Origin of the sequence: Mesonia oceanica (assembly GCF_902499555.1) — a bacterium.
Taxonomy (GTDB): domain Bacteria; phylum Bacteroidota; class Bacteroidia; order Flavobacteriales; family Flavobacteriaceae; genus Mesonia; species Mesonia oceanica.
Genome location: NZ_CABVMM010000006.1, coordinates 158,572 through 179,649, shown reverse-complemented (window position 1 = coordinate 179,649; position 21,078 = coordinate 158,572). Strand labels below are relative to the sequence as shown.

At 35.6% G+C, this 21,078-nt stretch carries 21 protein-coding genes and 1 tRNA gene; 13 read left to right on the top strand and 9 right to left on the bottom strand.

Annotation, left to right across the window (positions count from 1 at the left end; translation table 11 throughout):
* The first annotated feature begins 67 nt into the window (after window positions 1-67).
* From murC to FVB9532_RS08900, 13 genes are all read left to right on the top strand, one after another.
* Window positions 68-1,423, top strand: coding sequence for a UDP-N-acetylmuramate--L-alanine ligase (gene murC / locus FVB9532_RS08955; RefSeq protein WP_150544868.1), 1,356 nt, complete (start codon window positions 68-70; stop codon window positions 1,421-1,423).
* Complete coding sequence (locus FVB9532_RS08950; protein ID WP_150544867.1) at window positions 1,413-2,129, top strand: cell division protein FtsQ/DivIB; 717 nt, start codon at window positions 1,413-1,415, stop codon at window positions 2,127-2,129. Before murC ends, FVB9532_RS08950 begins: the two co-directional genes overlap by 11 nt.
* A gap of 12 nt (window positions 2,130-2,141) precedes the next feature.
* The gene (ftsA, locus tag FVB9532_RS08945) at window positions 2,142-3,539 is read left to right on the top strand and encodes a cell division protein FtsA (protein WP_150544866.1); all 1,398 of its coding nucleotides are present in this window, start codon (window positions 2,142-2,144) and stop codon (window positions 3,537-3,539) included.
* A 48-nt stretch (window positions 3,540-3,587) separates the two neighbouring features.
* Window positions 3,588-5,585: a cell division protein FtsZ gene (gene ftsZ, locus FVB9532_RS08940; protein ID WP_150544865.1), complete on the top strand. Its 1,998-nt coding sequence runs from the start codon at window positions 3,588-3,590 to the stop codon at window positions 5,583-5,585.
* Window positions 5,586-5,684: 99 nt separating this feature from the next.
* Window positions 5,685-6,131 (top strand): GatB/YqeY domain-containing protein, encoded by a 447-nt coding sequence (locus FVB9532_RS08935; RefSeq protein WP_150544864.1) that lies wholly within the window; start codon window positions 5,685-5,687, stop codon window positions 6,129-6,131.
* 118 nt (window positions 6,132-6,249) lie between these two features.
* Window positions 6,250-6,486, top strand: a complete 237-nt coding sequence (locus FVB9532_RS08930) for a GIY-YIG nuclease family protein (RefSeq protein ID WP_150544863.1) — start codon at window positions 6,250-6,252, stop codon at window positions 6,484-6,486.
* A gap of 88 nt (window positions 6,487-6,574) precedes the next feature.
* Window positions 6,575-6,811, top strand: coding sequence for a GIY-YIG nuclease family protein (locus tag FVB9532_RS08925; RefSeq protein ID WP_150544862.1), 237 nt, complete (start codon window positions 6,575-6,577; stop codon window positions 6,809-6,811).
* Between the two features lie 3 nt (window positions 6,812-6,814).
* A tRNA-Arg gene (locus tag FVB9532_RS08920) sits at window positions 6,815-6,888 on the top strand.
* A gap of 221 nt (window positions 6,889-7,109) precedes the next feature.
* Window positions 7,110-8,333 carry a site-specific integrase gene (locus FVB9532_RS08915; RefSeq protein ID WP_150544861.1) on the top strand — a complete coding sequence of 408 codons (1,224 nt, stop codon included), beginning with the start codon at window positions 7,110-7,112 and terminating at the stop codon, window positions 8,331-8,333.
* A 976-nt stretch (window positions 8,334-9,309) separates the two neighbouring features.
* Window positions 9,310-10,179, top strand: coding sequence for a DUF8464 domain-containing protein (locus FVB9532_RS08910; protein WP_150544860.1), 870 nt, complete (start codon window positions 9,310-9,312; stop codon window positions 10,177-10,179).
* A 307-nt stretch (window positions 10,180-10,486) separates the two neighbouring features.
* Entirely contained in the window at window positions 10,487-10,609 is a 123-nt protein-coding gene (locus tag FVB9532_RS19890; protein WP_262714388.1) for a hypothetical protein, read from the top strand.
* A 4-nt stretch (window positions 10,610-10,613) separates the two neighbouring features.
* A complete protein-coding gene (locus FVB9532_RS08905) occupies window positions 10,614-10,955 on the top strand; it encodes a single-stranded DNA-binding protein (RefSeq protein WP_027884033.1) in 342 nt (113 codons plus the stop codon).
* A 76-nt stretch (window positions 10,956-11,031) separates the two neighbouring features.
* Window positions 11,032-11,481 (top strand): JAB domain-containing protein, encoded by a 450-nt coding sequence (locus tag FVB9532_RS08900; protein ID WP_150544859.1) that lies wholly within the window; start codon window positions 11,032-11,034, stop codon window positions 11,479-11,481.
* Between the two features lie 439 nt (window positions 11,482-11,920).
* Here FVB9532_RS08900 and FVB9532_RS08895 read toward each other — a convergent pair whose 3' ends face one another.
* From FVB9532_RS08895 to FVB9532_RS08855, 9 genes are all read right to left on the bottom strand, one after another.
* Window positions 11,921-12,355, bottom strand: coding sequence for a UPF0158 family protein (locus tag FVB9532_RS08895; RefSeq protein ID WP_150544858.1), 435 nt, complete (start codon window positions 12,353-12,355; stop codon window positions 11,921-11,923).
* Window positions 12,348-12,692, bottom strand: a complete 345-nt coding sequence (locus FVB9532_RS08890) for a DUF3024 domain-containing protein (RefSeq protein WP_150544857.1) — start codon at window positions 12,690-12,692, stop codon at window positions 12,348-12,350. The genes FVB9532_RS08895 and FVB9532_RS08890 overlap by 8 nt, the downstream gene beginning before the upstream one ends.
* Before the next feature lie 66 nt (window positions 12,693-12,758).
* The gene (locus FVB9532_RS08885) at window positions 12,759-13,607 is read right to left on the bottom strand and encodes an IS3 family transposase (RefSeq protein WP_228482286.1); all 849 of its coding nucleotides are present in this window, start codon (window positions 13,605-13,607) and stop codon (window positions 12,759-12,761) included.
* Window positions 13,553-14,011 (bottom strand): helix-turn-helix domain-containing protein, encoded by a 459-nt coding sequence (locus FVB9532_RS08880; protein ID WP_228482279.1) that lies wholly within the window; start codon window positions 14,009-14,011, stop codon window positions 13,553-13,555. The genes FVB9532_RS08885 and FVB9532_RS08880 overlap by 55 nt, the downstream gene beginning before the upstream one ends.
* A 381-nt stretch (window positions 14,012-14,392) precedes the next feature.
* A complete protein-coding gene (locus tag FVB9532_RS08875; protein ID WP_150544856.1) occupies window positions 14,393-17,476 on the bottom strand; it encodes an efflux RND transporter permease subunit in 3,084 nt (1,027 codons plus the stop codon).
* Between the two features lie 11 nt (window positions 17,477-17,487).
* Window positions 17,488-18,993: an efflux RND transporter periplasmic adaptor subunit gene (locus tag FVB9532_RS08870; RefSeq protein WP_150544855.1), complete on the bottom strand. Its 1,506-nt coding sequence runs from the start codon at window positions 18,991-18,993 to the stop codon at window positions 17,488-17,490.
* Between the two features lie 11 nt (window positions 18,994-19,004).
* Window positions 19,005-19,250, bottom strand: coding sequence for a hypothetical protein (locus FVB9532_RS08865; RefSeq protein ID WP_150544854.1), 246 nt, complete (start codon window positions 19,248-19,250; stop codon window positions 19,005-19,007).
* 20 nt (window positions 19,251-19,270) lie between these two features.
* On the bottom strand, window positions 19,271-20,455 hold the full coding sequence (locus FVB9532_RS08860; protein WP_150544853.1) for a TolC family protein: 1,185 nt from the start codon (window positions 20,453-20,455) through the stop codon (window positions 19,271-19,273).
* A 78-nt stretch (window positions 20,456-20,533) separates the two neighbouring features.
* Complete coding sequence (locus FVB9532_RS08855) at window positions 20,534-20,968, bottom strand: DUF6769 family protein (RefSeq protein WP_194716519.1); 435 nt, start codon at window positions 20,966-20,968, stop codon at window positions 20,534-20,536.
* Window positions 20,969-21,078: the final 110 nt, after the last annotated feature.

Sequence of the window (21,078 nt, the reverse complement as noted above, 5' to 3'; positions counted from 1 at the left end):
CCGTGAATGGTCACATGGAGCGGAGTCGAAATGTTGTTTCAGGGTTACCTCAAGATTATAAAATTTAATGAGCTTGTTTAAAAACATACAAAATATCTATTTTATTGGCGTTGGCGGCATTGGTATGAGCGCCTTGGCTCGATATTTTGTACAGCAAGACAAGCAGGTAGGTGGGTATGATCGTACACCAAGTAAACTCACAAAAAAGTTAGAAGAAGAGGGAGTTCAAATTACATTTAGTGATAGTGTAAAAGAACTTTCAGCTTCATTTACCGATAAAGAAAACACTTTGGTGGTTTACACTCCGGCTGTTTCAGCGGAAAATCAATTATTTCAATATTTCAAGGACAGCGGTTTTGAAGTTAAGAAAAGAGCAGAGGTTCTTGGGATGATTACAAAAGATTTTCCCACACTCGCAGTAGCTGGCACTCACGGTAAAACTACCACTACTGCTATCTTAGCACATATTTTGAAGCAATCTGGAGTTAAGCTCACCGCTTTTTTAGGTGGAATTAGTGAAAATTACCACACCAATTTTATTAGCGATGGTCACGAAGCTGTTGTGGTGGAAGCCGATGAATTTGACCGTTCTTTTTTGCATTTACATCCTAGCATTGCAGCTATAACTTCTATGGATGCCGACCATTTAGATATTTATGGAGAAGCGGAAGAATTAAGAAAAACCTTTTTAAGTTTTGCAGAAAAGGTAAGTGACAAGTCTAATTTTTTCTTTAAAAAAGGATTAGCCTTAGAAGGAAATTCAATAGCCATTGAAGAGCAAGCCGATTATCAGGTAGAAAATGTAAAAGTAGAAAATGGCTCCTATTTTTTTGATTTTGTGAGTCCGAAAGAGATGGTTAAGCAAATCGAATTTAGTTTACCGGGCAAGCATAATTTAATGAATGCGGCCATGGCACTTGCTATGGGAGTAAAATTTGGGGTGAAAGGAGAAAAATTAGGAAAAGCTCTAGCGAGTTTTAAAGGCGTGGAACGAAGGTTTACTTATCATTTAAAAACCGAGGAAAAAGTTCTCATCGAAGATTACGCACATCATCCCGAAGAGATTTTGGCAGTTCATCAAGCCGTGCGGGAAATGCATGCCGGTAAAAAAGTCTTGGCAGTGTTTCAGCCTCATTTATTCAGCAGAACCAAAGATTTTGCCGATGAATTTGGGGAAAGCCTTTCGAAGTTTGATGAAGTCATTTTGATGGAGATTTATCCCGCTCGTGAAAAACCGATGGAAGGGGTGAATTCTGAAATGCTTTTGAGTAAAGTTTCAAATGATAAAAAACAACTCGTAGCAAGGGAAAATTTAAGTGAAAAAATAACGGCATCTTCAGCTGAAGTTATTGTGATGATGGGCGCCGGAGATATAGGAAATGAAGTAGAAACCATTAAAGTTGCGTTAAACCGTGAAAGTTAATTGGAATTACATAAAAGCTTTTGCATTATTGGCCTTGGTCATCTTTTTGTATAGTTTTTCTTCCCGAAGGAATGCTGTACGAAAAGTGGAAGAGGTGAAGATCCAATTTACCAATGGAGAAAACCTCTATGTTACTGAAAATGCAGTTAATAAGTTGTTGATAGTAAATACAGACACTACTGCCAACCAATCAAAAGAAATCATAGATTTGAATAAGTTAGAGTCGGTTCTAGACACTCATGAGATGATAAAAAATGCCGATGTGTATTTAACTGTAGATAAAAAACTAATAGCAACGATTACGCAACGTAAACCTTTGGCTCGCGTTTATGGAAAAGAATCTTTTTACATAGATGCATCTGGTAAAAAAATGCCTTTGTCAAAAGTTTACTCAGCAAGAGTTCCTTTGGTGACCGGCGTTAACGATAAAGATCTTCCTCAAGTTTATCCATTAATCCATAAAATTGAAAACGATAAATTTTTAAAAGAGCACATTACTACCATTACTAAAGATAAAGCCGGCAATTATATGCTGGGTTTACGCGTTTTAGATTTTGAAGTACTGTTGGGAGATACCAATAAATTAGAGAATAAGTTTAAGAATTTTAAAGCCTTTTATAAAAAGGCCATGAAAGATAAAAAACTGGATGTTTACAAAACCGTAAGCCTTCAGTTTGATAATCAGGTTGTTTGTACCACAAAGTGACATTGTTTGACTATGAAAGATAAAGATATTGCAGTAGGACTTGATATTGGAACTACCAAAATTGTAGCCATGGTTGGCCGTAATAACGAATACGGTAAAATGGAAATTCTCGGCATAGGAAAATCTAAAAGTTTAGGTGTTCATCGAGGGGTAGTCAATAATATCACGCAAACCATTCAATCTATTCAGCAGGCGGTGCAAGAAGCGGAAGCCAACTCAGGAATGGATATAACTGAAGTAGTTGTAGGTATTGCCGGACAACACATTAGAAGTTTACAACATAGCGATTACATTACCAGAGCAAATTCAGACGAAGTGATATCAGAAAAAGATATCGATATGCTTTGCAATCAGGTGCATAAGCTGGTGATGCTTCCGGGAGAAGAAATCATTCACGTACTTCCGCAAGAATACAAAGTAGATGGTCAAGCAGAAATCACGGAGCCTATCGGAATGTATGGAGGACGTTTAGAAGCTAATTTTCATGTAGTAGTTGGTCAAATTTCATCTATTAGAAATATTGGACGTTGTGTGAAAAGTGCAGGCTTAGATCTTTCTGGTGTTACTTTAGAACCTTTAGCTTCGGCCAATGCAGTCTTAAGTCAAGAAGAGAAAGAAGCAGGTGTTGCATTGATTGATATAGGAGGGGGAACTACTGATTTAGCCATTTTTAAAGATGGAATTATTAGGCATACCGCCGTGATTCCTTTTGGTGGAAATGTAATTACAGAAGATATCAAGGAAGGCTGCTCTATTATTGAAAAGCAGGCTGAATTATTAAAAGTGAAATTTGGTTCCGCTTGGCCCGGAGAAAATAAAGATAATGAGATTGTCTCCATTCCGGGATTACGAGGAAGGGAACCCAAAGAAATTACCCTAAAAAACCTTTCTAAAATCATTCACTTTAGAGTGGTTGAAATCATTGAACAGGTTTTCTTGGAAATAAAAAATTACGGTCACGAAGAGCAAAAGAAAAAACTAATTGCCGGGATTGTTATTACCGGTGGAGGCGCTCAATTAAAGCACCTCAAGCAATTGGTAGAATACATTACAGGAATGGATACCCGTATTGGTTATCCTAATGAGCATCTAGCAGGTGATAGCGACCCAGAGACTACAAGTCCTATGTATGCCACTGCCGTTGGATTGGTGTTGAACAGTTTAGAGAAAAATCAAAAAAGAGCTGAAGAAGTATTAATTGAAGAAGAGGAAGAAGTGCCAACTCGGGAGCAAGCTTTAACAGAAGAACCTTTAGGGGCGCCACAACAAGAAGTTAATCAAGAATTAACTGAAGATGAACAAGAAGAAGAAATTGAACAAGAACAAACAAAAAAGCCAAAAAGGCATCGAAAAAACATCTTTGAAAAGTGGTTTGATGATTTCAAAGATTTTTTAGATAACGCAGAATAAAAAAATTGCATAAAAAGAAAAATACTTAATACTGAAAATTTTAGAATTATGAGCAGCACAGAATTCGACATTTCTTTTGATTTACCTAAAAATCAATCTAACGTCATTAAAGTGATTGGCGTTGGTGGAGGTGGATCTAACGCTATCAATCATATGTTTCAACAAGGCATCAACGGAGTAGATTTCGTGGTTTGTAACACCGATGCACAAGCCTTGGAAAATAGTACGGTGCCTATTAAAATCCAGTTAGGAGTTAATCTAACCGAAGGATTAGGAGCAGGTGCCAACCCTGAAATCGGGGAAAAAGCTGCTTTAGAAAGTTTTGACGATTTAAAAAACATGCTCGATAGAAATACCAAAATGGTATTTATTACTGCCGGAATGGGAGGGGGTACTGGTACCGGGGCAGCCCCAATTATCGCCAAGCAAGCTAAAGATATGGGTATTTTAACCGTGGGAATTGTTACTATTCCTTTTCAGTTTGAAGGAAAAACCCGTAACGATCAAGCTCAACTTGGCGTAGAAAAACTAAGAAGCAATGTAGATTCGCTAATCGTTATTAATAATAACAAATTACGGGAAGTTTACGGTAATTTAGGATTTAAAGCAGGTTTCTCTAAAGCTGATGAAGTGCTGGCAACAGCTTCCAGGGGGATTGCAGAAGTAATCACCCATCACTACACGCAAAACATTGACTTGCGTGATGCTAAAACAGTGTTAAGTAACAGTGGAACCGCTATCATGGGATCTGCTATAGCATCCGGAAGTAACCGTGCGCAAGAGGCAATTATGAAAGCCTTGGATTCTCCATTATTAAATGATAATAAAATTAGTGGAGCACAAAATGTATTATTGCTCATTGTTTCTGGTTCAGAGGAAATTACCATTGATGAAATTGGGGAGATCAACGATCATATTCAAGGCGAAGCCGGACATAGTGCGAATATCATTATGGGGGTTGGTGACGATGAGAATTTAGAAGAATCTATCTCCGTTACTATTATTGCTACGGGTTTTAACGTAGATCAGCAGGATGTGATCACCAATACAGAAACAAAAAAAATCATCCATACCTTGGAAGATGAGCAAAAAGCGGAACATGATTTGTCTCCTAAAAAAAGTTCTGCTTCATCATTTAATCTTCCGGAAGAAAAAAGTCAACCATCAGGTTCAGCTAAAATTGTTCATAGTTTAGAAGAGGAAACAGAAGAACCTGCTCCTCAAAAAAACGAGCCTAAAAATGAAGTTGATTTGAAAGGTTCTTCAGAAGAAAAGAATATTAAAGAAAATGATCACGAAGTAAACTTTACCGAAGAAGAATTTGTGATTGTAGAAGCAGAAGAAGAGAAATATGAGACTCCAATTTTTGAAGAAACGCAAGTAGAAGAGGAAGAAGAGCAAACGATGTTTACTTTTGATTTCCCTTTACAAGAAAAGCAAGAAGAAAAAGCGCCTGTAACAGAAAATAAAGAACAGAAAGAAGAAGATAAAGTTTATTTCAGTTTAGATGCAGAGGAAGAAGAGGAAGATCATGTAAAAGCTTCCAGTGAAATTGAGGTAATTTCTTCAGAGAAAAATTCAAAAGGAGAAAAAAGATATTCCTTAGAAGATTATATGGAATTGGAAGAGCGAATGGAAAGTGCAAAGCCACAACCAAAGCCTTCTCCTAAACCTCAAGTTCAGCAAAATAGTCAAGCTCAGCAGGAAAGTTTTAAAATTGAAAAGAAAGAAGTGAAAAAGGAAGCGCCTCAACAAGCTGAAATTTCAGAAGAAGCAGACCCTTTTGATAATCCAATTTCTGAAGATTTGATTGCACGTGCTGCAGAGCGTAGAGCCCGAATGAAAAATTTCAACTATAAATTTAGAAATAACAATAATATAGATGAAATCGAAAAACAGCCGGCCTACAAGAGAGCAGGGATAGATATTAATGGTAATCAATCACCTACCAGCGATAAAATTTCCAGAACGAGTTTAGGTACAGATAGTAATGATGAAATTACACTACGCAAAAACAATTCGTTTCTTCATGACAATGTAGATTAAACGAATAAATAAGGCAGATAAAACCCGAAGTTTTACCTATTAAATTTCGGGTTTTTTTAAATTAGATTAGTATCTTCGCAGCTGTAAAATTTTCTACTTATGAGTTTAGAAAAAGATGTAATGACGCAGATGAAAGTCGCTATGAAAGCTAAAGATAGCGAAACTTTAGAAGCGCTCAGAGCTGTTAAAGGAGCTATTATTTTAGCTAAAACAGATAACGGTCAACAAGAAATAACAGAAGAGCAGGAGGTTAAACTTGTGCAGAAGTTAGTGAAGCAACGTAAAGATAGTGCTCAACTTTACCGAGAGCAAAACCGTGAAGATTTGGCAGAGCCGGAAGAAAAGCAAGCTGAAGTAATATCTCAGTTTTTGCCGGAACAATTAAGCGAAGCCGAAATTGAAGCAAAAGTAGAAGATATTATTGCACAAACCGGTGCAGAAGGCATGAAAGATATGGGTAAAGTGATGGGGATTGCCTCTCAACAACTTGCAGGTAAAGCAGATGGAAAAACAATTTCTATTATTGTAAAGAAAAAACTAGCATAAAATAAGGTTTTCAGTCCTTACTTAAACTGGAATGGCCCCGTGGCGCAACTGAATAGCGCATCAGACCTGCCTGCCGGCAGGCAGGTTTCGGTAGGACAAGTTATAAGTTCATAAATAAATGTATTATGTTTATGTTTTGCGTAGTTTAAAAGATGGCCGTCTTTATAAAGGGCTGACTCAAAATGTAGAAAAAAGATTAAAACAGCATAACCAAGGGGAGAATAGATCGACAAAAGGGTTTACACCTTGGGAATTAGTATTAACTAAAAGTTTTGATTCTCGAGAAAAAGCTAGAGATTATGAGAAATATCTAAAGTCTGGTTCTGGAAGAGAGTTTTTAAAAGAAATATTGTAAAATGGCCCCGTGGCGCAACTGAATAGCGCATTAGACCTGCCTGCCGGCAGGCAGGTTTCGGCAGGACAAGTTATAAGTTCATTAATAAATGTATTATGTTTATGTTTTGCGTAGTTTAAAAGATGGCCGTCTTTATAAAGGGCTGACTCAAAATGTAGAAAAAAGATTAAACCAGCATAACCAAGGGGAGAATAGATCGACAAAAGGATTTACACCTTGGGAATTAGTATTAACTAAAAGTTTTGATTCTCGTGAAAAAGCTAGATATTATGAGAAATATCTAAAGTCTGGTTCTGGAAGAGAGTTTTTAAAAGAAATATTGTAAAATGGCCCCGTGGCGCAACTGAATAGCGCATCAGATTTCGGCTCTGAGGGTTGCAGGTTTGAATCCTGCCGGGGTCACTAAAGAAGTATTTCTAAACGATATAAAACCCTGCAAAATATATGATTTTCAGGGTTTTATGGTTTTTAGAGGTTGATTTACTTTGATTTGATTTGTTTTCAAATGATAACAGACCGGTTCACAAAAAGTTAACGCGGTCAACAGTGTTGACCTAGACTAAAAACCACTCCTGCATAGTTGATTTGATTTTCATCAATTGTTTAACCAAAAGATGACAACTATGAAGACATCGCACACATTCTCAATCCTATTTTGGATTAATTCATCACGATCTACAAACAATAAAGCAGATCTATTTTTAAGAATTACTGTTAACGGTAGAAGAGCAAACATTGGCTTAAAACGTAAAGTTTTAATTGATCAATGGGATAAAAAAGCAAAAAAAGTAAAAGGAACTAATGCTCAGGCTAAGGCGATCAACAATTTAATAAATGAAAGTCAGGCAAAAGTCTATTCCATTTATCAAGAATTAAAATATAAAGAAGAACTCATTACTGCTCAGTTAATCAAAGCTAAGTTTTTTGGTGAAGATGAAGGAGCTAAATCGCTTCAGGAAATACTAACTTATCATAATGAAAAAATAGAAAAAACTTTATCAGCAGGAACTAATAGGAACTTTGGGGTAACTCAGAAATATATTGACAGGTTTCTCAAAAAGAAATTAAAAACTAATGATATTTATTTAAAGCAACTCAACTTTAAATTTATTTCTGACTTCGAAACCTTTCTAACAAGTTACTATCCTAAAGGACACTTTAAGGCTATGTCTCATAATACCGTAATGAAGCATATTCAAAGATTAAGAAAAATTATTACTCTGGCTTATCATTTAGAATGGATTGATAAAGATCCATTTGTTAGATGGAAACCTACATTTGAAGTAAAACAAAGAGAATTTTTGAACTCTCACGAACTAGATTTGCTTGAGAGGTATAAGTTTCCGATTGAACGATTAGATAGAGTTCGAGACTTATTTATATTTAGTTGCTACACCGGAATTAGTTATGCCGATATCATCGCATTAACTAAAAATAATTTGATGATTGGAGAAGATAAAAATCTTTGGATTATTACTAAAAGACAAAAAACCGGATCTCCGGTGAAAGTCCCATTACTAGAGAAGGCTGAAGAAATTCTAAATAAATATGAAAATCACCCGGTAACTGAAGTCACTCAGTCACTTCTTCCTGTAATTTCAAATGAAAAAGTCAATCTTTATCTCAAAGAAATTGCCGATGCAGCTCAAATTAAAAAAAATCTAACATTTCATATGGCTAGACATACTTTTGCTACGACCATAACCCTATCAAATGGAGTTCCTATTGAAACCGTCTCTAAGCTTCTAGGGCATAATAAAATTGCTACTACTCAAATATATGCCCGAGTGATTGATTCTAAAATTTCAACCGATATGGAACAACTTAAAAATAAACTTAAGAATTAAGTTTAATTCAGAGAATTCTAAAAAAATATAGGTTTTAAAATGATGTAGAATTTCAATGTATAGCGGCAAAATATTTTTGCTATATACTGTTTCTAATTCAATACTAATCATGATAAAGATTTATATAAATTGAAGTCTTGTTTTGAAACGGGTTAAGAGAGATGTTATGATTTATTTTAATATTCCTGAACACGGTAAAATGACGAACGTATTTCTCTTTAAATGTTAACATCCCTATTTTTTTTGAAGAGAATTGGCGGCTGGCGCTCTTTTTTTTTCTTCATTAGCAATCTAATCGATAGCAATCGAATATAAACTAAACGATCCTTAATAACTTGAAGTTAAATGACTTGCTTTTTTAAACTTGAAAAATTATTTTTAAAAACATGTTTTTTATAGTTTGTTTATGTTTGCCTTTTAAAACGAAAAACATACCTGTCGTTCACTGCTTGTCCATAGCTTGTTCCAAAAATGGCACACTCTGTTCCAAATAGAGACAACCTGGTGTACCAGTAAAAAAATGCTTTTTTTCTAAAATTTTATAATGAATATTTTGCTCTTATTTGAGCTTTAAATCTCTTCGGCTGAAGAGTTTCTTGAACAAAATAATTCGCCGTTAGAATTGTGTCAATATTGTATTCATTTTTAAATGTTTTTATCGGCATTATTTCAAATAATTGAAAAATTGCTTTTTAAGCGTACTGTTTTTTGATTTTTCCAAGAGATTTATTGTTGATAACTCTATTGATGATATTTTTTGAAATTTTATTTCTACTCAAGCCTTAGACTTTGCTATTCTTCTACGAATTAATTCATAGCGATTGATTGGAAATCATTTGATTTACCTTGACATCCATTAGAGGTGATCATTGTGTATAATTACTATTCTTTGAGCTAAACTATTTCTTTCTTTCAACATAACTTTAAAAGGATTGTATTGTCTTGAATCATCAGCAAGACATTGAATATAGAGCTTATGAAAAAAGAAATCGTAAGCTGTGAACGTGCCCGCACTATTTCCATCCCGGAGGTGCTGGAAAAATTGGGACACCTTCCCACTAGAGAAACGGGAAAAGAAGCTTGGTACCTGAGTCCCTTACGGTCAGAAACGCAAGCCTCTTTTAAAGTAAATTTAAAGTTGAACCGATGGTATGACTTCGGCTTGGGTAAAGGTGGTAATCTTATCGATCTATTGATCATCTATTTACATACGGATGTGAGCGGAGTTCTTCTCTATCTTCAGAATTTTAAGGGCACAATCTGTCAACCTCAAGTAAGCCAGCATCGTCAAAAGTCTTCTTCTTCTCCTTTTACGATCACCCGGATCAAATCGGTTACTCATCCGGCTTTATTATCTTATGCGCAGCGTCGAGGCATTTCTGGCACACTTCTGAAAGCCTATGCTTATGAAGTTCATTTTAAACTGAAGAAAAGGAATCAGTTTGCCTTGGGCTTTAAAAATAAAAAAGGAGGTTATGAATTACGGAGTAAGTATCTCAAATTAAGTACTAGCCCAAAAGCTTCCAGTTGGGTTCTTCACGGAAAACAACAATTAATTATCTGCGAAGGCTGGTTCGATTATCTTTCACTGGTAGCTTTTCAAAAGGATAAAATAAAACAATCCGATATATTGATTTTAAACTCTACTGCGCTTATTGAAAAGATTGCTCCGAAGCTAAAAGACTATCAGGAATTACATCTTTATCTAGATCGTGATTCCGCAGGAAACAAAGCGCTTGGTTTTATCAAGTCCTTACATTCCAATACCATAGATTGTTCTTCCCTGTATCGAGACCATAATGATCTGAATGAGTGGTGGCAAAAAAAGTTTCATCTAATAAATTAAGAGCTGCTATTCCAATTAAAGTTCTAAAAAAAGATAGGTAGGGATACTCGTGATCCCTGTCCATTCCATTTACTTCACTTCCGGTTGTTTTTCAATTTCAATGGTTTTTGTTGACTTCCCGGTTGCTCACTGTCCCTCCCTTTTTTACTATGCAAAATACCAGGAATTGGAAGTTAGTCCAGATGGCATAAGCCAGTCATTCTTCCTTTTTATACATCTTCCCTAATTCCAATTCCTGAAAACGTATCAGCATCAAAAAAGGGAACAGCTCACAGCTCTATGGGAAGTAAATCAAAAAAATATCATTATGAAATCATTTCAAAACAACATCATCGGAAGCGAAGTAAAAATCAAAAAGGAAAACGCTTCAGATATAATAAGTAAATCAATGTTTAACCTTTCTACCCTAATGGTAGAATCTAAATTTTAATGTTATGAGTACGATCAAAAATCAAGTTCAATTAATCGGAAATGTGGGGAACACCCCGGAAACCATCACTTTTGACAGTGGTAAAAAAGCGGTTCGTCTATCGATGGCAACCAATGAGTATTACCAAAAGGATGGTGAGAAAGTGCAGGATACCCAATGGCACAACCTGATCGCCTGGGGTAATCAGGCGGATCTTATCGAAAAATATGTCGGTAAAGGAAAAGAAATTGCCATTCAGGGAAAATTGACCTCCAGATCTTATGAAACCCAAACGGGTGAAAAAAGATATGTAACCGAAGTGGTGGTACAGGAAATTTTATTTCTTGGAAATCAAGCTGCGGAATAAGTAAAAAATAAAGAGGGCATCCCTCACCAAAGTTGTGCCCTCTTTTTCATTATTAACTCCCTTAAAATAAGTCAATATGAAAACCAAAGTTAATGAAATTCAAATCAGCTACCACGGAAATCAAACGATAAATACCACTTTTAAAATTGGATGTTCACAAGATGCTGCACAACTGGCTTTTGAACATTGGGATCAAAACCATATCGAAATGCAGGAGCATTTTAAAATTCTATTGCTCAATAATTCAAATATTGTGAAAGGTATTTACGAGGTTTCAAAAGGTGGGATTACCGGAACTTTAGTAGATCTTAGAATCTTATTTGCCGTTGTTTTAAAAAGTTTATCTACAGCGATCATACTTTTGCATAACCATCCTAGTGGCACTTTAAAACCAAGTGAAGCTGATCGACAGCTTACGCAAAAGATTATCAAAGCAGGAGAATTATTGGATGTCAAAGTTCTTGATCATCTTATCATTACTCCGAATAAAGAGTATTACAGTTTTGCCGATCAGGGAGTTTTGTAACCCGCTAAAATCAAAAATTTTAATTAGAATGATAGAAAAGCCCTCATAGATTGAGGGTTTTTTATCAGCTTATTTCTTTAGTTATTTATAAAGCCGTTAGTCTGCTCAAAGGTTTTCATTTTTCAATGCATCGCAGTGGAAAAGGAAAAGCAAGAGGGTAACACGCAGAGCGGTGTTACTTTTCCTGATTCCCTTTATTTATGAGGCTTTCGAATTTTCCGATTTTGAAATTTCCTGAAAATTTGCTGCAAATAGTCTCGACCGCCCCAAAAGCAGGTTGGTATTTGCAGCAAATAAATAATTGAAAGTGTTTATTAGGGTGATAAATAGATATCGAAATTTTACTTTTATTTTATTAAGGAAAATTTTAATCTATTTAATTATAGTACATTAGTAAAAGATAGTATGGGGAAAGAGTATTATTTATACTATATTTTATTCAATGGTTAATACTTCCATTATTCAACTTATTTTTCACAAAATTCTCCAATTCATTTTGTTTAAAATCAAACCAAGTCTTTCGATAGTCAGAGTTGTCAATTCTATTTTTAAAATTCTGAAATGGCTTTTTATTCGTTAATACACTTTCTAATTCCGCTTGAAGTTTTTTATCATGCAGCTGCCTAATAAAAAGCTCCATTATTTTAAAACTCTCAAAACTTTGTAGAACTTCAATTTTAATAAAATCCGCTTGATGGTTCTTTATTTTTTCTAAATCCTCTCTAAAAGCTTCTTTAAAATCATCTTCGTCTTCAATGTGCGAAAAGTTTGGTATTGTTATAATTTCATTCGTTTTAGAATTGTAATAGCAATCAAATCCGCAATCCAGTTCCTGCGCAATTTTTTTAATTATATTTTGTTTAGAATTATCCAAAAAAACAAGCGTGTTTATCTTCTTTTATAATTTCTATAATTTTATCTAAATAAGTAGATTTGGGAAAGGGCTCGTAAATTTCCCATTTTCCACTCGCTCTCATCCAATACAAATTCCATTCTTTTCTTGATTTGTAATATCGGATTTTGGCAAAATCAAATTGTTGTTTCTTTTTTACATCTTGCCAATCAGGTCTAATTTCAAACAGGATTATAACTTTTCCGTCATACGAATATCCAATATCAACTTGTTCTCTAATTTCTGGATTTTCGGAACGTAATGATTTTACGTATTCTTTAATTGTAGATTCATTTATGTCAATAGTTGTGTTTTTCATTTAGTTTCGAATTTTTGTATTATACTGATATAGGTTGACTCTTTTTTGATAGTTATATTTTAAAATTTAGATGTGGAGTTGATGTAAATTTACATTATTTTTTCGATAGGATCTGTATTTGATGTTCGGATTAAGATGTACTTCAGCCGGTTTTCTCAAGTTAAGGCTAAAATGTGTTCTAAGATTATTATAAATATAGACTGCTTGTTGTGTTAACTTTTGAGCTAGTTCTTTGTTTTTAATGGTTTGTTTTAAACCGTACTCGTGTTTTAGTGTTCTGTTGATTCTTTCTGCAACTGCATTTTCGTAAGGATCGTACTGTTCTGTCATACTCATCGTGATATTATTATCTTCAGCAAACTGCGTGTATTTAGGGTTGCAGTACTGGAACCCTCTATCAGAGTGGTGAATGAGTTTTAGGTTAGGGTATTTTCTGTTTTTAATGGCCATATCGAGCGCTTTTTTACAAAGTGATGTTCTCATATGGTTATCGAGATTATATCCCATAATTTGCTTGGAATAGGCGTCTGTAACTAAAGCTAGATAGTTATGTCCGTTTTCAGTTTTAATATAGGTGATGTCACTTACCCAGAGTTGTTCAGGACGGGTGGGGACGTGGTCTTTTACAAGGTTCTTATATTTTTTGTACATATGGTTAGAGTTTGTAGTAGTGATGTAATTTTTAGTTTTGGGAACGAGAAGATTGTTAATTCTAAGGAACCTATAGAATTTATCTCTACCGATCTTGATATCAGCGTCTATGAAGTCTTGTTTTAGTTCTGCATAGAGTTTAATACCACCGGTTTTCGATCCTACTTTTTTCCGGTAGTCCTTGACCATTTTGATCATTTTAAGATGATCTATTTCTTTTTTCTGTTGTGCTTTGAGCCTTTTGTAGAAGGCTTGTTTAGATATCCCAAAACATCCATAGAGCCACTTTCTTTTATAATCGCTTTTTTCTTTTGCTCTATCTCTTTTGCTAATGTTTTGGGCAATGACTTTTTTGACATATCGACCCCTGTAATAAGTTCCATATCGGCGATAATGTCTTGTTGAAAGTCTTTTTGGAACTCCAGTTCTTCGATCTTTTCCTTTAACCTTTTGATTTCATCGTTCTTACTCATACCATTGTTTTGTTGTACTAAGGTACTGTATTTTCTTAACCAATAGGTAATAGTTGTTCTTGGGACATCATATTTTTTGGAAGCCTGATTGTTAGAAATATGTCCGGTAAGGATTTGGTCAACGACCAAAAGTTTAGTTTCTAATGTTACTTTCTGATAGCTTTTTTTTCGCCAATGTTCATTTTGTGTTTTCATAAGTGACTATAATTAATGGATTAATTTTTAGTCAACCTATTTCAGGAAAGTTCATTTAGTAAATTGTGGGCAACGGTTTTGTATATGAAAAGTAGCGGATTTTTATACACAAATTTTTTGGATTATAACTGACCTTAAATTTATAAAAATCATTTTCGTATAAGCGCCAAAACCGCTATTTTTTATGTACGTTGTTGTGTTTTCGTACTTTTTCTCCGCAAACTTGCTAGCGTTGGCAAAGACATACTCTTTCGCAATTTTTGGATAGTGTGTTGGCTCAAGCGAATTGCAAATGTGTATGGCTTGTAGCGTTGGCGATTCTATTTAGTTCAATTCGATAAAATTTGAGCCACTTCATAAAGAAGCGGCTCAAATAAATGTTTAGTCCTTCTTTTTTGTGACTAATTGATACACACAAGGAATTACTACCAAGTTTAATATAGTTGCAGAAAGCAATCCGCCAAGAATAACTACAGCCATTGGGCTTTGTATTTCACTACCTGGTTCTCCACCTTTTAAAGCCAAGGGAATTAACGCCAACCCTGTTGTAAAAGCTGTCATTAAAATTGGGTTTAAACGGTCTAAAGCTCCTGTTTTAATTAATTGGAAACCTTGCATTCCTTCTTGGCGCAAATCTTCATAACGTGATACTAATAGGATACCGTTACGAGTAGCGATACCGAAAAGACTAATAAATCCAATTGTGGCTGCAATACTGATGATTCCTGATGTGAAATACACAATCAAAATACCACCTATTAAAGCTAACGGTAAATTAATCAATACTACAAATGCCAATTTTACATCTTTAAATTCATAATAGAGTAAAAGGAAAATAATGACTATCGCAACGATTGCTGTTATCATAAGCAATTGTGATGCTTTCGATTCGCTTTCAAATTGCCCGCCATATTGCACACGGTAACCTTCTGGCATATTCACGTTGTTTGCAACCACTTCTTGTATTTCGTTTACTGCACCACGTAAATCCCTGCCTTGTACATTGGCAGCCACTACAATTTTCCGTTGTACATCTTCACGATTAATGGTATTTGGACTACTTACCGATTGAACAGTTGCCAATTCTCCTAATATGGTTTGTCCACCATTTGGCAAAGAAATTAAGGCGTTTTTGATATTTTCAATATCATCACGAAACGGTTTTTCGTAGCGAACTATCAAATCAAAATATTGCTGACCTTCATAAATTTCTCCTGCTTCTTCTCCTGCAAATGCAATATCTACTTGTTCCATTACATCGCCAACGGTCATTCCATAAGCCGAGAGAATCTGACGTTTGGGTTTGATACGTATTTGTGGCACTTCAATTTGTTGGTCAACCGCAACATCTGCCAATCCATCAATTTCTTTAATGTTTTGTTCTACGCTTTTGCCAACCTCGAACAACCGTTGTAAATCTGAACCAAATATCTTAATAGCAATATTGGCACGTGTACCAGAAAGCATATGGTCAATTCGGTGTGCAATGGGTTGTCCCAAGGTAATATTAACACCTGGTGCTACGCTCAATTTATTTCGGACTTCTTCAAAGAATTCTTCTTTGGTTTTATCCTCTAGTACAAAAGGCACGTCAATTTCTGAAGCATTTACACCTTGTGCGTGTTCATCTAATTCTGCTCTTCCTTGTCGTCTTGTAACAACGTCCACTTCTGGTAAATCCAATAAAATTGATTCTATCAATTTTCCTGTTTTATTGCTTTCTTCTAACGACATACCTGGTGGTCCAACCACACTAATTACCAAAGAGCCTTCATTAAATTCGGGTAAAAAACTTCTTCCTAATTGTGTGAGTACTAAAAGACTTATGGTAAATGCAATTACCGTCGTTGCAATAATGGTTTTTGGAATAGTAGTGGCACGCTTCAAAAGATTACCATAATGTTTCTGTAACCAACGTTCCACACGTGTTCCTTCTGCTTGCTTATTGAGTAGTTTTTCATTTTTCAATAAATAAGAACACAAAATAGGTGTTACGGTTACTGCAACTATCAAGGATGTTAATACAGAGGTTACAAAAGCAATACCCAATGGTTGCAATAATCGACCTTCCATTCCGCTTAAAAAGAATAAGGGTACGAACGACACAATGATAATTAAAGTGGCGATGATAATAGAACTCCTGATTTCTACAGAAGCATCACGCACAACCGTAATTGTAGATTGTCGTTCTGCTTTTGGTTTTTTGATGTTCTCTCGTAAGCGTTTATACACATTTTCCACATCAATAATGGCATCATCAACCAACGCACCAATAGCAATTGCCATACCACCTAAACTCATTGTATTGATGGTATATCCCAACCATTTTAAAATGATAATTGAGACCAACAATGAAATAGGAATTGCCAATAAAGATATTAAGGTTGTTCTCCAGTTCATTAAAAAGATGAACAGGATAATCATTACAAAAAACGCTCCTTCTAAAAGGGTCATATTAAGATTGCTAATAGACGCATCAATAAAATCGGATTGTCTAAAGATTTGGCTTTTAATGTTTACACCTTTTGGTAAGGTTTTTTGTAAATCGGCAATCGCTTCATCCAAGCGGTCTGTCAATTCCAACGTATTAACATCAGGTTGTTTTGAAATGGTTAAAATCACCGCAGGATTTGCGTTTAAAGAACCATCACCAATTTTATCAGCAGCTCCAATTTTAACAGTCGCCACGTCTTTAATTTTGATGGTTTGTCCGTTGACTTGTTTTAAAACAGCTTCCTGCAAATCTTCTAACGCATACGCTCTACCGCTTCCTTTAATGATGTATTGGTTTCCGTATTGGTTTACTACACCGCCAGGTGCATTTGTATTTGCCTCCTTAACGTGTTCTACCAATTCGGTTAGACTTACATTGTAATGTTTCATCTTTTCAGGATTGGCAAATACTTGGTATTGTTTGTATTCACCACCAATCACCACTACATTGGCAATACCACCTATGGACTTAATGCGTGGTCTGATTGTCCAATCGGAAAGTGTGCGTAATTCCATTGGCGACAAACTATCTGACGTTACACCCAATAGCATTATCTCGCCCATAATCGATGAAATAGGTGCCATTGTTGGTGCTCCAATGCCTTCTGGTAAATTCTCACGTACCATTGGGATCCGTTCACTCACAATTTGACGTGCACGATAAATATCGGTTCCCCATTCAAATTCTATCCAAACAATGGAAATTCCCGCTGCCGATGACGAACGGATTCGTCTTACATTTGGCGAACCGTTTAAGGCAGTTTCTAATTGATAGGTGACTAATTTCTCTACTTCTTCAGATTCCATTCCGTGGGCTTCGGTAAGAATAGTTACCGTTGGCGCTGTTAAGTCTGGGAATACATCCACATTCATAGTCTTTGCATAATACACGCCCAACACGCTTAACACTACAGCTCCTAACAGGATAAGCAATCTGTTATGAAGTGATATATTTAATATTTTATTCAACATACCTTTTGCTTTTAGTGTTCGTGTCCGTGTGCAGGTGTAGAACCTGACATTGATGCCATTTTTACTTGGTAGGCTCCTGTAGTTACCACCACATCACCAACCTGTAACCCTTTGAGCACCTCTACGTTTTTACCGTTTCGTTGCCCTATGGAAATAGGGCGTCTTTCAAAACTTTCTCCAGAAAGTTGTACCATAACCGAGTAATTGCCGTAATCTTCCAATAAAGCCGATTCTGGTACAAGTGTTCCTTGTTCACCGTTACCCATCGCAATTTGTACTTGGGTTAAGCTTCCATCAGGTAAAGTAATTGCATCGTTTACTTTGGCATAAACCGTAATTAACGGACTCTCACGCTCAACATCTTTTGATATAGACAGAATTTCACCTTCAGTATCTAAAATACTTTTCCAATTTCCCATTTCGGTTTGATACCAAACATTTTTAATGTTTTGCATCGTCAACCCATACGTAGGTGCTATTTGCGATTTTAATACTTTGGATTGTTCGGTCGCAACACTTATTAATACGGTTCCTTGTTCTGCATAATCGCCATTACCAATATTGACACTTCTTATAAACCCATTAAAAGGTGCCCGTATTTGCTTACTGCCACCAGAAACTCCTGAAGCAAGCGATTGATATTGCGACTTTGCAATTGTATAGTTACTCTCTACTTTTTCAAATTCTGATTTTGGGATAATCTTGCTTTCGTAGAGTTCCTTTTTTCGGTTGTACTCTGATTGGGCCTGGTCAAATTTCGCTTTCGCGGAAGCGATATCTGCACTCAAATTATTGTTTGCCAATCCCTGACTGCTCACGTTCATAAGCAACTGCCCTTGTTTAACTTCTGTTCCTTCCGTTAGGTTAGTTGTGGCAAAATTTACAGTTCCATTAGCTGTAGCGACCAATGCTTTTACAGAACCCTGCGCAGGTTGCCAAACTCCCGATGTCTTAATCACATTGTAAATATCACCTTTAACGACTGGTGCGGTTTGAAAATCTATTTTCCAAGCCTGTTCTTTTAAAAAGGAAATAGAACCATCTTCACCTGCATCACCTACTGCTTTATTGGCTTCATCTAAATTTGAATAGACCATTATATCCTTAATCACAATTTTATCTTTGTATTGTGGTGTAGATAGGTCGAATACCAATTGATGTACTCCCGCTTCCTTTGGCTGAATGATGGGTGAAAATATTCCTGGTGATGACGGACTTTCTGCTGTAGCACGAATGCCTTTGTCACCTTTAATTAAACTTACTGTAACCGAACCTTCACGCACAGGTTGGTGTTTGTCCATTACCGTAAAATGCGCTGCAAATTTGCTGGGTTGCCCAACAATAAGTACAGGAAATTCAACGAACAATTCGGTTTTATCTGTCCAAATGGTATAATCTAATCGAGGTATTTCTTCGCCTACGTGACTTCCATCAGGGTTATGGGCGTGGTTATCTTCATTATTTTGCTTACAAGCTATTGCCATAAAGGCAAGCACAATTATTACATACTTTTTCATTTGTTTTGTTTTTAGTGGTCGTGGTGTTCTTCTCCGTTATCGTGAGTATGTGTTTTCTCTTCGGATTTAATAGAATCCTTGCCCACGGTAAACTCTTCTTGTTTTACGTCTTCTTGTTCAGTCTTATGACTACCATCAGCATTATGCTCGTGACCGTGGTCATCATTTGTTTCTTCTTTTTTAGTGTCTCGGCAACTTGTAATACTTATTGCAAGGATTACGGTTAATGCCATTAAAAATTTTGATACTGTTTTCATTGTTTTAGAGTTTTAAATTGTTAAAGTTTATGTATTAATAATTGTGCTTGTAAAAGCTGTAATTCTTTTTCCATTTGCAGCATTTTGTCGGTGGCATCCCGATAAAACTGCACTTCCATATAATATTCCAAAAAGGAATATTCCCCTAAATTGTAGGCTTTAAAGAGTAAATCTTCGCTATTTAGGGTTTCTATGGTGTTTTGGTATTCGGTATACTTATCGAACAATAATTGGTACTGATTATACTCCTGTTGCAATTCGGCATACAGTAGTTCTTTGATTACTTGCGAACTGGAGTGTTGGTACTCATAATTTGCCTGTGCCGCTTTAACTTTATTCTGGCTGTTCCATAAGGGAATGGACAAACCGCCGTAAACACCAGAATAATTATTGCCATTTACTCCTTGGTAGTTATAACCTAAAGCAAGGTTGGGCAGAATTTTATTCTTTTCGAGTTTTACATTTTGAAATGCTGACGCTTCTTTAGCCCGTAACTCCAATAGTTTGGGGTCACTTGCCAATTTCTCGCTCCAGAGTGTTTCCATAGTTTGCAATTCAAAAGGAATTTCCAATTGCAGATTATCCAACTCAAGCGACTGCTCACCATTTAAGGTTTGCAACACCGTAATTTGGTTTTGGATTTCAGTTTCTAATTGTTCTACTACAAATTGCTCTTGAATCCAAGCTACTTTGGCTTTATTGAGGTCTAAAATGCCAACTTGTTCTTTATTGAACAATTCTTGCATTTGCTCATAAACCTGCTTGCTTTGTTGCCTTCTATTGATTTCAATAGTTTTTTGCTTTTGAAGTATATAGAGGCTAATTAACCCTTGTTTTGCTTTTAAGAGTACTTCCTGTCGTTTTTTAGTAAATAGAGCTTGTAGCTGTTCTTCTTTCAAATTATTCCATTTACTACGCGCTGCATACACCGTTGGAAATTCAAATGATTGTGAAATTTCAAACTCTGTATAATCGTTACTTTGGTGTTCACCAAAAGGCAAATAATAACCCGAAAGTTGAGGGTCTGGTAAATTATTACCGCTTTTATTTTGTAAGTTTTGCCCATCGATATACGATTGATAGGCTTTTAACTCGGTATTGTTTTGTTCTATTTGGTTAAGTAATTCATCTACTGTTTTTGTTTGAGAATAAATGTTACCAACCAATAGGCATACACCAATGGTGCATACTATTTTTATGTTCATAATGATGTTATTTTAGGTTTATCAAAATAGAATTACAGGGTGTTTTTTGTTTATACTAACAAAACCCTGTATAACTGATTAACCTAAACTTGGTGGTCCCCGAAGTGAGCAATTGGGGAAATATGTGTTTTGAAGTTTATCTGGCGGATGATACCATCTTTCTTTTGCGGTATCAACATCTATAAGAGCAAGATTTACGGTTTGAACAAGTAGTGTTTTTACCGATTCTTTTTCTACGGTGATTTTCTTTAGTGTTGATTCCTTCAACACCAACACATCTGTTGTTGTATTGGTATGCACGTGCATTTCTACAAACCAATCGAAAAAGCCTTTTTTAGAATTATCTTGTTTAGGGGTTTCGTGATGATGCTCGTGTTTGTGCGAATGCGCTACTTCACTATGTTGATGTTCTTCTTGATGCTGATGATGCCAATGTGGCACAACTTGGTGCATCAGTAACATACTGAAAATGCCCAAGAAAAATAGTGCCTTTATGTTTTGGTGTTTTTGCATCACATACAAAAGTAAAGATTTTAAATTAAGTTTTTAACATTGATGTCGTTTATCATTCAAAAGCGTTGGCAAGAAACAGCTCTTTTGGTTTTTTTAGCGTTGGATTTCGA

Bases quoted from the DNA above. Each gene is read 5' to 3' on its own strand.
- murC (WP_150544868.1), top strand. From the start codon at position 68: ATGAGCTTGTTTAAAAACATACAAAATATCTATTTTATTGGCGTTGGC.
- ftsA (WP_150544866.1), top strand. From the start codon at position 2,142: ATGAAAGATAAAGATATTGCAGTAGGACTTGATATTGGAACTACCAAA.
- ftsZ (WP_150544865.1), top strand. From the start codon at position 3,588: ATGAGCAGCACAGAATTCGACATTTCTTTTGATTTACCTAAAAATCAA.
- FVB9532_RS08935 (WP_150544864.1), top strand. From the start codon at position 5,685: ATGAGTTTAGAAAAAGATGTAATGACGCAGATGAAAGTCGCTATGAAA.
- FVB9532_RS08930 (WP_150544863.1), top strand. From the start codon at position 6,250: ATGTATTATGTTTATGTTTTGCGTAGTTTAAAAGATGGCCGTCTTTAT.
- FVB9532_RS08925 (WP_150544862.1), top strand. From the start codon at position 6,575: ATGTATTATGTTTATGTTTTGCGTAGTTTAAAAGATGGCCGTCTTTAT.
- FVB9532_RS08915 (WP_150544861.1), top strand. From the start codon at position 7,110: ATGAAGACATCGCACACATTCTCAATCCTATTTTGGATTAATTCATCA.
- FVB9532_RS08910 (WP_150544860.1), top strand. From the start codon at position 9,310: ATGAAAAAAGAAATCGTAAGCTGTGAACGTGCCCGCACTATTTCCATC.
- FVB9532_RS19890 (WP_262714388.1), top strand. From the start codon at position 10,487: ATGAAATCATTTCAAAACAACATCATCGGAAGCGAAGTAAAAATCAAA.
- FVB9532_RS08905 (WP_027884033.1), top strand. From the start codon at position 10,614: ATGAGTACGATCAAAAATCAAGTTCAATTAATCGGAAATGTGGGGAAC.
- FVB9532_RS08900 (WP_150544859.1), top strand. From the start codon at position 11,032: ATGAAAACCAAAGTTAATGAAATTCAAATCAGCTACCACGGAAATCAA.
- FVB9532_RS08890 (WP_150544857.1), bottom strand. From the start codon at position 12,692: ATGAAAAACACAACTATTGACATAAATGAATCTACAATTAAAGAATAC.
- FVB9532_RS08880 (WP_228482279.1), bottom strand. From the start codon at position 14,011: ATGAAAACACAAAATGAACATTGGCGAAAAAAAAGCTATCAGAAAGTA.
- FVB9532_RS08875 (WP_150544856.1), bottom strand. From the start codon at position 17,476: ATGTTGAATAAAATATTAAATATATCACTTCATAACAGATTGCTTATC.
- FVB9532_RS08870 (WP_150544855.1), bottom strand. From the start codon at position 18,993: ATGAAAAAGTATGTAATAATTGTGCTTGCCTTTATGGCAATAGCTTGT.
- FVB9532_RS08865 (WP_150544854.1), bottom strand. From the start codon at position 19,250: ATGAAAACAGTATCAAAATTTTTAATGGCATTAACCGTAATCCTTGCA.
- FVB9532_RS08860 (WP_150544853.1), bottom strand. From the start codon at position 20,455: ATGAACATAAAAATAGTATGCACCATTGGTGTATGCCTATTGGTTGGT.
- FVB9532_RS08855 (WP_194716519.1), bottom strand. From the start codon at position 20,968: ATGCAAAAACACCAAAACATAAAGGCACTATTTTTCTTGGGCATTTTC.